This is a genomic window from Paraburkholderia sp. J63, assembly GCF_905220245.1.
Taxonomy (GTDB): domain Bacteria; phylum Pseudomonadota; class Gammaproteobacteria; order Burkholderiales; family Burkholderiaceae; genus Paraburkholderia.
Genome location: NZ_CAJMZF010000083.1, coordinates 1 through 13,173, shown reverse-complemented (window position 1 = coordinate 13,173; position 13,173 = coordinate 1). Strand labels below are relative to the sequence as shown.

Sequence of the window (13,173 nt, the reverse complement as noted above, 5' to 3'; positions counted from 1 at the left end):
CGCCGTGCCGTTGGTCACGACGCCGACCAGGTTGCCGCGCGAAGTGTACTTCTGCGCGTCGAGCGGCTCGGCGTGAATCGCCTCGCAGGCTGCGGCCACGCCCGGCGAGTACGCGAGCGAAAGGTCGAGCTGGTTGGAGAGCGGCTTGGTTGGCGTGACCGAAATCTTGCCGGGCTTCGGGTTCTGGTGATAAGCGAGCGCGCTTTGCTTCAGTTGTTCATCCATTTTCGGGCCTGCCAGGACGTGAGAGACGAGAGAAGAAGTTTTATGTTCGTTGGCCCGCCGGTTCGCGCAACGCTCGCATCTGGCCAGCGGGAGGTCCTGCGCCCATGCAGCAAAAGCGGCATCGGCGGGGACCCGAACCATAGGCGAAACGGTGCGGGCGAAATGGCGGGGGATTAGTGTACACCCCGCTATGAGCACGGCGAGTCGGGGCAAAGACTGATACCGGGAATTTGTGGTGCGCGCGAATGGGTGCGGGACCTGGTCCTGTGGCGTCTCATTCGGCCCCTATATGACGCCTTATAAGACGCCTTATGAGATGCCCGATGCGCGGCCTTGCATGACGTTCCATGCCAGATGAGATGCGGCGTTGCGCCGCATCCCGGGATACCGATCCCGCGCGCTTCGGGCCGTTATTTCAGGGCTTATTCGAGCGCGGCGCCGCGCCGTTCAGGAATCAGAAACAGTGTGGCGAGTATGTCGAGCACGTAGATCGCCGCCAGCATGCCGAGCGCCGCCGTGAACGAGTAGCGCGCCGCCATCGCGCCGACCGCGAGCGGCCCGAAGCCACCCACCGCGCGGCCGATATTGAACAGGACGTTCTGTGCCGTGGCGCGCGCGGCGGTCGGATAGAGCTCCGAAATAAGCGCGCCATAGCCGCCGATCATGCCGTTCACGAACACGCCCATGGCCGCTCCGCCGATCAGCAGTGCGAACGGCGTGCTCAGGTGCGCATAGACGAACACCATCACGACCGCACCCACCTGATAGAACAGGAACGTGGGCCGGCGACCGAAGCGGTCGGCCGCCACGCCGAAGAGCCAGATGCCGAGCGCCATGCCGGCGACAGTCGCGGCGGTCCAGAGGCCGGACTTCGTGAGCGAATAACCAAAGGATTTCGACAGATACGCGGGCAGCCAGATCATCAGCCCGTAGTAGCCGAAGTTCTGCACCGAGCACAGCACCGCCACGCCGAGGCTCGCGCGCGCAGTGCGGGCGTCGGCGACCAGCAGGCCGAGCGCGCGCAGCCATGCGCCGCGCTCGTGGGCTTGCGTCCGCGCTTGTGTCTCCATCATGCGCGCCCGATGCGCGACGAAGATCTCCGGCTCCTCCACGCCGCGCCGCACGACGAACGACACCACGGCAGGCAGCAAGCCGATCGCGAACATGCCGCGCCAGCCGATCACGGGCAGGAGCCACGGCGTGAGCAGCGCCGCGGCGAGCACGCCCACCTGCCAGCCCAGCCCGACATACGACGACGCCCGCGCGCGCAGCCGGTCGGGCCATGCCTCGGCGACCAGCGCCATGCCGATGCCGAACTCGCCGCCGAGCCCGATGCCGGCGATCGTCCGGTAGACGAGCAGGTCGGCATAGCCGCGCGAGAGTGCGCATAGTCCGGTGAAGACGGCGAACACGAGGATCGTCCACGTGAGCACGCGCACGCGCCCGTAGCGGTCCGAGAGCAGCCCGAACACGATGCCGCCCGCGACCGCGCCGACGAGCGTCCACGTAACGAGCGAGCCGGCCTGCGCGCCCGACAGATGCAGATCCGCGCTGATGGCGGGCAGCATGAAGCCGAGCATCAGCAAGTCGAAGCCGTCCATGGCGTAGCCGAGCACCGAGGCGATGAGCGCACGCACGGCGTGGCCGTCCGGCGCCGCCGCGTGCGCGTTCCCGCTCGTGTGCGGGACAGCTGCGGGCGCGATGGCGGTGTCGGCGGCCGTGAGTCCGGACAACCCGGAAGACGGCTCGGGGCGGGGTTCGGGACGTGATTCAGGACGAGAAGCGGCGGTCATGCGGACGATCCTTTGCTGGGCGCGGGCCCGACGAAAACCGGCGTGAGTTTACTGGCGTGCCTGCGTAGTCACAACCGAAACACATTGAAGGGAGTCGGGAAGTAAAGCTGACTCGCAGACCGCCGCGCGCCCGATCACAGAGGCCGTCCACGCAGCCCGGCCGCCCGCGATCGCGCCCCACAAAGCATACGGACTCCGACAGAGCGACTCGTCGGTGAACGTCAAGTCGGGTAAAATACCCGGTTACGCGCGCAAGAGAAGCCGTCCGGAGCGAGCGGGCCGCCTGAAGCCAAACCTCAGACGATCGACGCCATCCGGACCGCGCATCGCGAGTTCCGTGGCATGCGATCCGGATTCGCCGTGCCAGCGCCATCGGGCCCACGCGAGCCCCCTCCTCCCGCATTCCACTCATATCCAAGGATTCGCCCATGACAGGCTACGATCGCCAGACGATCTCGGACGCAACCGCGAAAATGCTGCTCGAAGTGAAGGCCGTGCACTTCAATGCCGAAAAGCCCTTTATCTTCACTTCCGGCTGGGCGAGCCCGGTCTATATCGACTGCCGCAAGCTGATCTCGTATCCGCGCGTGCGCCGCGGCCTCATGGAAATGGCTGAAGCCACCATCCTGCGCGACGTCGGCTACGAGCAGATCGACGCCGTGGCCGGCGGCGAAACCGCGGGCATTCCGTTCGCGGCCTGGCTCTCGGACCGCCTGATGGTGCCGATGCAGTACGTGCGCAAGAAGCCGAAGGGCTTTGGCCGCAACGCGCAGATCGAAGGTCTGCTCACCGAAGGCCAGCGCGTGCTGCTGGTCGAGGACCTGACCACGGACAGCCGCAGCAAGATCAACTTCATCAACGCGCTGCGCACCGCCGGCGCGCAGGTGAACCACTGCTTCGTGCTGTTCCACTACAACATCTTTAAGGAAAGCGTCTCGGTCCTGAAGGACATCGACGTCGACCTGCACGCGCTCGCCACGTGGTGGGACGTGCTGCGCGTCGCCAAGGAATCGGGCTACTTCGAGACGAAGACGCTCGACGAAGTCGAGAAATTCCTGCACGCACCGGCCGAATGGTCGGCGGCGCACGGCGGCGCGACCTCGGCACCGCAATAAGCCTGCGAGCGGGGTACGCGCGGCTGACCCGCCTGCGCGCCTTGCTCAAGCAAGAAGGCCATCTGCCCGAAAGGGAGATGGCCTTTTTTCATGCTCCGCGCAAAACCGCGCGCTCAGGACGTCGCTTCGCCTCCCACGCCTTCGTCGGGCGCATGCGAGGAGAGATTGAGCAGGCCGTTGCTCTGCGCGTACTGAAACAGCTCGGAGTCGCGGTCGAGGCCGAGCTTGCGCATGGCCGTATTCTTCTGCGTGCTAATCGTCTTGATGCTGCGATTGAGCTTTTCGGAGATTTCCTTGATCGTCATGCCGGATACGAAGAGCCGCACCACTTCGAGCTCGCGCTTCGAGAGGATCACTTCGTCGTTCTTGCCGCCGCTGTTGATGCGCAATGACTCGAGCGCGACCTTCACTTGCGGGCTCATATATTCGAGATTGCGGCTCACGTGCTGCACGGCGAGGCCGATATGGCTCAGGTCGTCGGACTTGTGGACCACGGCGATCACGCCGAGCTCGCCCAGCCGCTTCAGCAGCGCGGCGTTTTCGAGCATCGTGAGGACGACGATGGGAATGTCGGGGAAGTTGCGGCGCAGATAGCCGATGAGCGGCAGGCCGTCGCCGTACTGGCCGCCCGGCATGGCGAGATCGGTGACGAGCACGTCGCACGGCGTGGTTTGCAGCGCCTTGATCAGTTCGGTGGACTGACGGGCACGGCCGACGACCTGAATGCCCGGAAACTTGAGCAGCGCATGCTCGGCGCCGAACAAGATCACCGGGTGATCGTCCGCGACTACGACCCTGATTGGCTGCTGCATCACCCCTCCGTGTAGACCGTCCTGCTTGTCTTTCTTTGTGATCGGCTATCTGCCCGAGAAACCCCGCCCCGTTACATCGTTTCCTGCGCAAGCAGGAAAGCACGCGACTATAGCCGATTTCCCCGTGCGCACAGCCGTCAGGCGGCCAAAATGCGCGCGCTTAATGCCGTTATATTGAACGAAGTTCAATCTTGAACACAATTCGAAACCAGCCGTCGGCTGTGTGTCATGCATCTTTGACAAACATACAGGAGAACCGGCCTATGCGCGCCTCACACGATCTCGTCCGCCGGGCTGCACGTTCCCGATTCCCGAAGATAAAGGGCTCGGGCGCCATCCCTGCTCGAACGATTGGCCGCCTCGGTGCGAGTCTCGCTGTCATCGTCATGACGGGCTCTGTTGCATCCGCGCAAAGTCCGTTTGTACTCAGCAGCACGAACTTTCGAGACGGTGCTTCGGTTTCGGCGCCACAGGTGTTCAACGAGAACGGCTGCACGGGTGCGAATCGGTCACCGCAATTGACGTGGCGCAACCCGCCGACGGGAACGCGTAGCTACGCAGTCACGATTTTCGATCCCGATGCGTCGGGCCCCGGCTGGTGGCATTGGGCCGTCGCCAACATTCCCGCGCGCGTGAACGCGCTCCCCGAAAACGCCAGCGCCTCGGGCGCGCTGAAGCCGATCGGCGCGCTGGAGGCGCGCAACGACTTCGGCGGCGCGGGCTACGGCGGCCCGTGCCCGCCGCCGGGCAAGCCGCATCGCTACGTCGTGACCGTCTATGCGCTGGGTGTCGACAAGCTCGCGCTCCCGCCCGGCGCGCCCGCGACGACGTTCGATCACGCAATCCACGGCGCCGCGCTCGGCAGCGCGCAGATCACGGTCACGTACGGCCGTTGACCGGCAGCGCATGCCGCACGGCGTGAAACGCCGGCTGCCCTGACGCTCTGCCATTACGCTGTCATACCGCGCTGTCATACAAAGAGACGAGCCGCGCTATCTGGCCGATGCAGGCAAAGGCAGACCGATAAGCGAGGCCATCGCACCCCAAAGGACGGGGCAAACGCCGGCCTTACGGGTTACTCCCGATTTTTTTCCAACGCTGGCCGCACGCCGGGCGAACATCGGTCTTAAAATACCGTTCCGGCGCCGCATGGGTGAATGCCACGCGGCGGCATTCACCGACATGGCGGCCAGCGCCCGCAATCCCCGAGTTTCAGAGAGACCGAGATGAGCACGAAAGTTTTTGTCGACGGACAGGAAGGCACGACCGGCCTGAAGATTTTCGAATACCTGTCGCAGCGCGCCGACGTCGAGATCCTGCGGATCGACGACGCGAAGCGTAAAGACGTCGAGGAACGCCGCCGTCTCATCAACACGTCCGACGTGACCTTCCTGTGTCTGCCCGACGTCGCATCGCGCGAGTCGGCTTCGCTCGTCGAAAACGACCATACGGTGCTGATCGACGCGAGCACGGCTTTCCGCACCGACGACAACTGGGCTTACGGCCTGCCCGAGCTGACCCGTGCGCAGCGCGAACGCGTGCGCCAGGCGAAGCGCATCGCCGTGCCGGGCTGCCACGCTTCGGCGTTCGTGCTGGCCATGCGTCCGCTCGTCGAGGCGGGGCTCGTAGCGCCCGATTTTGCGGCTCACGCGTACTCGCTCACGGGCTACAGCGGCGGCGGCAAGAAGATGATTGCGGAGTACGAAGCTGGCGACAACGCGAAGCTCATGAGCCCGCGTCCCTACGCACTGGGCCTCACGCACAAGCATCTGCCGGAAATGGCGTTCCATGGCGCCCTGAAGAGCGCGCCGGTGTTCACGCCGATCGTCGGCCCGTTCTACAAGGGTCTCGCGGTCACGACCTATTATTCACCGCAGCAGCTCGCGCGCCGCGCCAAGCCCGAAGACGTGCTGGCGCTCTACGCCGAGTACTACGACGGGGAAAAATTCGTGCGCGTGATGCCGTTCAACGCCGAAGCCAATCTCGATGCGGGCGGTTTCGACGTCCAGGCGAACAACGACACCAATCGCGTCGACCTGTTCGTGTTCGGCAACGACGAGCAGTTCGTGACCGTCGCGCGTCTGGACAATCTGGGCAAGGGCGCCTCGGGCGCGGCCATCCAGTGCATGAATCTCGCGATCGGCGCGGCAGAGGATACCGGCCTGAAGGCCTGATATCTCTGCAAGCTGCCGGCAGGTCTGCGGCGGCTAAAGCGAAGGACCTACGAAAAACCCCGGCACTGCAAAGTGCCGGGGTTTTTCGCTTGTGAGCGGCGCCGGCGGATGTAGCCGACGCTATGGCACTCGCCGGATTGCCGCCACGCAAATCGCGCAGGCAAAAAAAAGCCCGCCATGTTTGGCGGGCTGAATCCATATCAGAGGAGACATGGAGGAGACAAGAACCAGTATAGCGAACTACTTGGTGCGACGCAACATGTAAAGTAGTGTGGACCCTGAACGTTGCCAATAAGCAACAGAAACGGTCATCAGGATTTCCCGGATGACGTTTCGCGAATCGGGGAATTGCTGGAAGGAAGGCTGTGGGAGCACTGATGTGCCCGAAAAGTCTACTGCGCGATCATCGAGAGAATGAACGTGAGCTGGTCGAGCCCCACTGGCCGCACGAGATGCACGTCGAAACCGGCGGCAAGCGCTTCGTCGCGATGACGCGATTCGCCCCAGCCGCTCAGCGCGATCAAAAGCGGCGTGCGCGCGCCGCAGGCTTCGCGCAGACGCCGCACGAGGGCGACAGGCTCGTCGTCGGGCGCCAGCGACAGCGCCACGATCACCACGTCCGGCGCGAAGCGCGTAGCGGCTTCGGCTGCGTCGTCGAGTGTTTTCGCCATGGCGGTCGCGTAGTGGAGGTCGGCCAGCAACGTGCCGAGCCCCGCCAGCGACTGCTCGTCATGATCGGCGATCAGGATGCGCGTCTCCATCCGCCGTCTCCGTTCCTGCTGGTTCCCACTGGTTGCATCGTCCCCGTCCGCTCGCATGGCGCGGCGCCTCGCCATCCGGCGCCCTGGTTGTCCACATTATCCATCGCGGCCCCGCGGGGCTTTGTGCGTCAGCGAGCGCTGGTCTGAGGATTCCGGCGCGCGCGCCGGGCGCCTTGCTCCCTCGTTTGCCCCGATTCGAGCCTTCCCCGCGACTTCGGGCGCCACGGCGTTCGCGCCCCGCTCAGCCGCGCCCCGCGCGCCGCGCCGCAACCTTGCCGAGCACCGCGAAGTCGCGTTCGCCGTCGCCATGCGCCACGGCTTCGAGCAGGCTGTCGCGCAGCACGCTCGCGACGGGCAGCGGGGTCGCCACGGCGTCGGCGGCAGCCAGCGCGAGCCGGACGTCCTTCAGGCCGAGGCGCGCCTTAAAGAGCGCCGGCTCGTAGCGGCCTTCCGCGATCATGCCGCCGTAGCCCGCATACACGGGGCCCGGAAACGGGCCGCTCGTGATGACGTCGAGGAAATCGCGCATCGCCACGCCGTGGCCGCCGAGCAATGCCGCCGCCTCGCCGAGCGACTCCACCGCCGCCGCCAGCATGAAGTTCGCGGCGAGCTTCATGACGTTCGCCTGCTGCGGCAGCGCGCCGATGCGCCAGGTCTTCTGGCCGATCGCGTCGAAGAGCGGCTGCACGCGGTCGATGGCCTCGGCGGCGCCCGCCGCGATGATCGTGAGCTTCGCAGCCGCGGCGGCGTCGGGCCGTCCGAGCACCGGCGCCGCGACGTAGTGCAGGCCGAGCTCGGCGTGCTCGCGCGCGAGCGTCCCGGCCAGCTCGACGGAAATGGTCGCCATGTTCACGTGCACGACGCCGCGCGGCGCGTTCGCGAGCAGCGTGGCGTCGATGACTTCGCGCAGCGCCGCGTCGTCGGCGAGCATCGAGATTACGGCGTCGCCTGCAAATGCCTCGGCCGGGGACGCGACCACGCGCGCGCCCGCGTCGGCCAGCGCCTGCGCCTTCGTCGGCGTGCGATTCCAGACGCGCACTGCGTGCCCTGCCTTCAATAAGTTGGCGACCATCGCGGCCCCCATTTCGCCAAGACCGATAAAACCGATATCCATCGCCTGCTCCTTAGGGGTTGACTCGGGGTGACTCCTCACCGCGACAAGCGGCAGTAAAGCACAGCGCGCCAGCCGCCGCAGGGAACGCGCGTGGCGCGCGCCTCCGGATCGCCGCGCGCGGCACGTCAGGAACGCCGCGGCGGTGCGATACTGGCGCATGGTTACCGCCACTTTCCGCTTCTACGAGGAGCTGAACGACTTTCTCGCGCGGCCGCTGCGGCGGCGCGCGTTCAGTTGCCCATGTGCGCGCAACGCCACGGCAAAGCACATGATCGAGGCGCTCGGCGTGCCGCACACCGAGGTGGAGCTGATCCTCGTGAACGGCGAGTCGGTGGGATTCGAGCATCCGCTCGCGGACGGCGACCGCGTGGCCGTCTATCCGAAGTTTGAAGCGCTCGACATCCGTCCCTTGCTGCGCGTGCGCGCGAGCCCGCTGCGGGAACTGCGCTTCATCGCAGACGCCCATCTGGGCGGCCTCGCGCAACTGCTGCGGCTCGTGGGATTCGACACGCTCTACGACAACCATTTCGCCGATGACGCCATCGAGTCGCTCGCCGTGACCGAGCACCGCGTCGTCCTCACGCGCGACCGCGAGTTGCTCAAGCGGCGCAGCATCACGCACGGCTGCTACGTGCGCGCGCTCAAGCCGCGCGCGCAGCTTTACGAGCTCTTCGACCGGCTCGATCTTGCCGCGAGCGTGCGGCCGTTCCGGCTCTGCCTCACCTGCAACGCGCCGCTGCGGCGCATCGCGCGTGGCGAGGTGCGCTCACGCGTGCCCGACGGCGTATTCGAGCGGCAGACGCGCTTTGTCACCTGCGATATCTGCAAGCGGGTGTTCTGGGAAGGCTCGCACTGGCGACGCATGCGCGCACTGATCGACGACGTGGCCGGCACGCACAACAACACTCATAACGATATCGATAACGAAAGGCGGGACGGCACGTCCGCAGACGCACCGCCGAGCGAGCCAACCGTCCGGCAAGACGAGCGGAGCGATCCAGACGGCGACGACGACGCCGCGCCCTGAGCTGTGCCTCGACATGTGTTCAGATGCCCCGATGCGCATCGCCGCGATGGACGCACGCACGCGTTTGCGTACAATGCGCGCCACTGCCCAACCTCGGAGCTGAACCCATGGCCATGAAGAAATTCGACCTTGAGAAAAACAAGGCGCTAAAACTGATGCAATCGACGAACAAGGCCGGCCCCGACCGCTTCGGCAAGGGGTCCGCGCCTGCGGCGCTTGACCGCCGCGAGCAACGCAAGCTCGATCAGGCCGCGGGCCTCGTACCGTTCGCGTGCAAGCTCAACGCCGAGCTGGTGGCGAAGCTGAAGGCGCGCGCGGAAGATCATCCGGAAGGGATGACCGGTTTGTTGACCGAACTGCTCGAAGCCGGGCTCGGGAGCGACGCTTCCTGAGCGCCACATGCGACGCAAATAGGGACAAAAAAGCCAGAGCATCTGCTCTGGCTTTTTCTTTCCGCTGCCCGGCTGCGGCCTGGTTGCCGCACGGGCTGGAACGGGCCGGCCCGCAGGCCAATCTTAGTTTGCCGTGCCCTTGTCGGTCGTGCCGGCGGCCGAAGCGGCTTCCTGCACGTGAGCGCGCTTGCCGTGGTGCTTGAGCTTCTTGTGCTGCTTCTTGGCCTTGGCCGGTGCGCTGGCAGCAGCCGGAGCGGCAGCCTCGGCACCCGATGCTTCCTGAGCAAGCGCTTGAACCGAAATCAGTGCGACCGATGCTGCGATGAGCGAGGCGAGAATCTTTTTCATCTGTTGTTCCCCAAACCTGACAAGTATGACCGGCACGTTGTGAATTGAGCTTTGCGATACGGCGAAACGCCCCGCTGGCCGATCTGGACGGGCATTGCGCGCGAAGCAGTATTACGCAGCGTAGGCGGTTTGTCATCCGGAATGGACCGGTGTGTCTTGTCCTGGAGACAATTGGCTTTCAGTTCGGATACGATCGAGGTTTCGCACGGCTGTTCGCCTTGCGTACCTGCCGCCCGCGGCAGGATCACGTCAGAATCGGGAATTCCGCTTGAAATCCGCCAACCACCACCTGCGCGCCAATCTGCTGATGCTGGCCGCCGCCATGATCTGGGGCTCCGCGTTCGTCGCGCAACGCCTGAGTCTCGACGCCATCGGCCCGTTCCTGTTCACCGGCCTGCGCTTCCTGCTGGGTGCAGGCGTCGTATCGGCATTCGTCTTCGCGATGACGCGCATGCAGCAGATGCGCCAGGGGCGCGACAAGGCGGTCCCCGCACGCCGCCTCGACGCGGCGCTGCTGCGCTCGGGCGTGGTGCTCGGGCTCGTGCTCGCCGTGGCCATTTCGCTGCAGCAAATCGGCCTGCGCTACACGAAGATCGCCAACGCGGGTTTCATCAGCTCGCTCTACGTCGTCATCGTGCCCATGCTGGGCATTCTGCTGCGTCACCGCACCGGCCCCGGCACGTGGATCGGTGCGGCCCTCGCGACGGCCGGCCTCTATCTGCTGAGCATCAACGAGCATTTCTCGATCATGTACGGCGATTGGTATCAGCTCGGCTGCGCATTCGTCATCTCCATTCAGGTGATGCTCGTGGGTCATTACGCGCCGCGTCACGATCCGCTCGTGCTCTCGATCGTGCAGTTCGTCGCGTGCGGGCTCGTGTGCCTCGTCATCGGCGTCGTGGTCGAGCCCGTGCATCTCGCCGACATCGCTCGCGCGGCGCCCGCGATCCTCTATGGCGGCGCGCTCTCCGTGGGCGTGGCCTATACGATCCAGGTGGTCGCGCAACGCGATGCGGCGCCCGCGCATGCCGCCGTGATCTTCAGCATGGAAGGCGTGTTCGCGGCACTCGCGGGCTGGATCGCACTCGGCGAGACGCTCAGCGCCCGCGCGCTCGTGGGTTGCGCGCTGATGCTCGCGGGCCTGCTCGCCTGCCAGTTGCTGCCGGCTGCGCGCGGCCGCGTCGAAGCGCACGAGACGCAAGCCGCCGAATCGGTCTGAGCACTCGAATACGCAGCAGGTCAATTGCGAAAAAGCGTCGCCCGCGGGCGGCGTTTTTTTTCGCCTCTTTTTCCACGATCTTTTGCTGTTTTTAGCGGCTCCGATTTACCTGTCGAGCGCGACTCGCACGCCCCGACTGTGAACATCGTGCCTCCGGGCAAGTTATCCACGCGAAGCTCTGGACAACCTGGGGACGACCTGGCGAATGATCTGTGGATCGTTTCTTGATAACTCTGCTCCGTCTGTCGAAGCGTAAAAAGTTATCCGCCATGTTCGAAATGCATACAGCGATTGTTCGCATGGCTGTCCGAATTGCATCGAATTGAAGCAAATAGGAAATACCGCGTTATCCACAGGAAATGCCAGGGCTTGTTAACTATTACTATGTATACGTATACCTATTTATAAATCTCAGTAGATAACTCGCGTCGCCCGATGCCATTTCAGAACGCGGGGTTCTCGCGCGCGAGAATTGAATCGACGAAGCGCGGTAGTCCCGGCAACGCACGTCGCGCAACAGAGCGCCGAATCTGCTCGCGACGCCCCGACAAAAGCACGGTCTCGCTCGCCGAAACCACGGCGCCGCGATCCATGCACGCCCACGCAAAGCAGTGCGAGACCGGCGCTTTGTCCTCGTGCTCCGCCGCAAGCCAGCCGATGCTCGCGAGCGCAACGTTCGCACGCCCCTCGCGCTGCACGAGCAGCGCTTCGGCCAACGCACGGGCAAGCACCTCGTTCGCCTGCGCATCGCCTTCCACGGCTTGCACATGCTTGCCCGACAAACCCGTCAACGCCGCGCTCGTATGCGCAACGATGCCGATATCGAGGCATCCGGCAGCGCCGCTCACATCGGCAAGCATGGCCGCCATCGCACCGGCCGTGCAGGTCTCGATGCTCGCGAGCACGAGCTCGCGCGATTGCAGGTATCCGATGATCTGCTTCGAGATGTTCATGGTTCGTGGCGCCCCCTCTTGATCGGCTTGATCGCGTCTTGATCGCCGCAGCCGATGACGTCGTATTTCCGATGCGCCGAGTTTCGCACGCGGCCCCGGCCCCGCCGTCCGCGCACTTCACAGAGCCGGCAGGCAACAAAAAGGGCGTGCGGCAGCAACGCCAGCACGCCCTTCGTGAGCCATCCACCACGCGGCAGCGCTAGCTGCCTTCCATCATCCGCTCGATGGCCGGTTCGAGGTTGCGCAGGCCCGTGGTTGCCGGCTCGTGCTCGACCACGCCGAAGAACTCCGTGCAGCGCGGGGCGGGATCGACGAGCATGTTGCGCGCGTAGCGGCCGTAACGCGTCGGCGGCAGCAGCCGCTCGGGCGGAATCACTTCGAACGCCGTACCGACGGCAATGAACAGATCGTCGTCGGTCATGGCCTGCTGGATGCGCCAGAGCGTCTGGTATTCGGGCGCCGCTTCGTTGAAGAACACGACGCCCGGCTTCACGCTCTCCACCTGACCGCACGACGGACAGGCCGCGCCGGGATCGAGCCCCGCGCCGCTGCTCGGGAAGCGATAGTCGCAGTCGGTGCAGAGCAGCGAGATCATGTCGCCGTGCAGATGCGTGACCTGGCGCGCGCCGGCCTGCTCGAGCATGTCGTCGATGTTTTGCGTGACGAGATGCACGCGCTCCGTGCCCCACGTGTTCTGCCACTGCGCGAGCAGGCGGTGGGCATCGTTGGGGCGCGCGTCCGAGCATTCGGCGATGCGCTGGTTGTAGAAGCGGAACACCGCGGGCCGGTTGCGGCGCCACGTGTGGTAGTTGCAGACCTCGTCGATGCTCGTGTGCGTCCAGATGCCGTCGCCCGTGCGAAACGTCGAGATACCGCTTTCCGCCGAGAGCCCCGCGCCCGAAAACACGTACAGTCGGGGCAAGCGGCCCTGGTCTCGAGGCGGCTGCCCGGATGGCTGTCGAGGTTGCTCCAAATCGGCCACTTTCATCTCCTGGATTCGATCGGCGCCATTATGACGCCGCGCCCCGGCTTTCGGCAGTGGGCGAGTGGCCGGCTTTTTACAGACGGTTCACGACGATGACGATGGGCAGTGAGGCGGGATAGTTGGAGCGGGTTAGCGCCGCGCCCCGAAATGCGGATGTCTGGAAGGATGCTTGAGGGGTGCTGAAGGGATGCGAGAGCGGTGAATCCGGCGAAGGCGCAGCGGCTCTGCCGCGCCCTCGCCGCTCACTCCACCCGC

At 65.2% G+C, this 13,173-nt stretch carries 13 protein-coding genes and 1 pseudogene; 6 read left to right on the top strand and 8 right to left on the bottom strand.

Annotated elements, in window-relative coordinates; genetic code table 11:
* Positions 1 to 225 (bottom strand): annotated as a pseudogene (locus U5775_RS37815) (hypothetical protein); the annotation flags it as partial.
* Between the two features lie 422 nt (positions 226 to 647).
* Positions 648 to 1,826, bottom strand: a complete 1,179-nt coding sequence (locus U5775_RS37810; RefSeq protein WP_415913756.1) for an MFS transporter — start codon at positions 1,824 to 1,826, stop codon at positions 648 to 650.
* Between the two features lie 620 nt (positions 1,827 to 2,446).
* Here U5775_RS37810 and U5775_RS37805 point away from each other — a divergent pair.
* A complete protein-coding gene (locus tag U5775_RS37805; protein WP_028203433.1) occupies positions 2,447 to 3,133 on the top strand; it encodes an orotate phosphoribosyltransferase in 687 nt (228 codons plus the stop codon).
* 113 nt (positions 3,134 to 3,246) lie between these two features.
* Here the strand turns inward: U5775_RS37805 and U5775_RS37800 are convergent, their stop codons facing one another.
* Entirely contained in the window at positions 3,247 to 3,945 is a 699-nt protein-coding gene (locus tag U5775_RS37800; protein ID WP_322063241.1) for a response regulator transcription factor, read from the bottom strand.
* A gap of 386 nt (positions 3,946 to 4,331) precedes the next feature.
* Between U5775_RS37800 and U5775_RS37795 the strand changes: the two genes are divergently transcribed.
* Together U5775_RS37795 and argC are read left to right on the top strand one after the other, a co-directional pair.
* Entirely contained in the window at positions 4,332 to 4,841 is a 510-nt protein-coding gene (locus U5775_RS37795; protein WP_322063240.1) for a YbhB/YbcL family Raf kinase inhibitor-like protein, read from the top strand.
* 330 nt (positions 4,842 to 5,171) lie between these two features.
* Positions 5,172 to 6,119 carry an N-acetyl-gamma-glutamyl-phosphate reductase gene (gene argC / locus U5775_RS37790; RefSeq protein WP_322063239.1) on the top strand — a complete coding sequence of 316 codons (948 nt, stop codon included), beginning with the start codon at positions 5,172 to 5,174 and terminating at the stop codon, positions 6,117 to 6,119.
* 392 nt (positions 6,120 to 6,511) lie between these two features.
* On the opposite strand, the gene U5775_RS37785 is transcribed toward argC, so the two are convergent.
* Together U5775_RS37785 and U5775_RS37780 are read right to left on the bottom strand one after the other, a co-directional pair.
* A complete protein-coding gene (locus U5775_RS37785) occupies positions 6,512 to 6,880 on the bottom strand; it encodes a response regulator (RefSeq protein ID WP_322063238.1) in 369 nt (122 codons plus the stop codon).
* A 241-nt stretch (positions 6,881 to 7,121) separates the two neighbouring features.
* Positions 7,122 to 7,994 (bottom strand): NAD(P)-dependent oxidoreductase, encoded by an 873-nt coding sequence (locus U5775_RS37780; protein WP_322063237.1) that lies wholly within the window; start codon positions 7,992 to 7,994, stop codon positions 7,122 to 7,124.
* A gap of 157 nt (positions 7,995 to 8,151) precedes the next feature.
* Here U5775_RS37780 and U5775_RS37775 point away from each other — a divergent pair, with 157 nt between their 5' ends.
* Positions 8,152 to 9,021 (top strand): Mut7-C RNAse domain-containing protein, encoded by an 870-nt coding sequence (locus U5775_RS37775; protein WP_322063236.1) that lies wholly within the window; start codon positions 8,152 to 8,154, stop codon positions 9,019 to 9,021.
* 107 nt (positions 9,022 to 9,128) lie between these two features.
* Complete coding sequence (locus tag U5775_RS37770; protein WP_322063235.1) at positions 9,129 to 9,413, top strand: hypothetical protein; 285 nt, start codon at positions 9,129 to 9,131, stop codon at positions 9,411 to 9,413.
* A gap of 123 nt (positions 9,414 to 9,536) precedes the next feature.
* On the opposite strand, the gene U5775_RS37765 is transcribed toward U5775_RS37770, so the two are convergent.
* Entirely contained in the window at positions 9,537 to 9,761 is a 225-nt protein-coding gene (locus U5775_RS37765; RefSeq protein ID WP_322063234.1) for a hypothetical protein, read from the bottom strand.
* 307 nt (positions 9,762 to 10,068) lie between these two features.
* Here U5775_RS37765 and U5775_RS37760 point away from each other — a divergent pair, with 307 nt between their 5' ends.
* Positions 10,069 to 10,980: a DMT family transporter gene (locus tag U5775_RS37760; RefSeq protein ID WP_322063242.1), complete on the top strand. Its 912-nt coding sequence runs from the start codon at positions 10,069 to 10,071 to the stop codon at positions 10,978 to 10,980.
* Between the two features lie 443 nt (positions 10,981 to 11,423).
* Here the strand turns inward: U5775_RS37760 and U5775_RS37755 are convergent, their stop codons facing one another.
* On the bottom strand, positions 11,424 to 11,933 hold the full coding sequence (locus U5775_RS37755; RefSeq protein ID WP_322063233.1) for a CinA family protein: 510 nt from the start codon (positions 11,931 to 11,933) through the stop codon (positions 11,424 to 11,426).
* Between the two features lie 199 nt (positions 11,934 to 12,132).
* Positions 12,133 to 12,855, bottom strand: coding sequence for an SIR2 family NAD-dependent protein deacylase (locus U5775_RS37750; RefSeq protein WP_322063232.1), 723 nt, complete (start codon positions 12,853 to 12,855; stop codon positions 12,133 to 12,135).
* Positions 12,856 to 13,173: the final 318 nt, after the last annotated feature.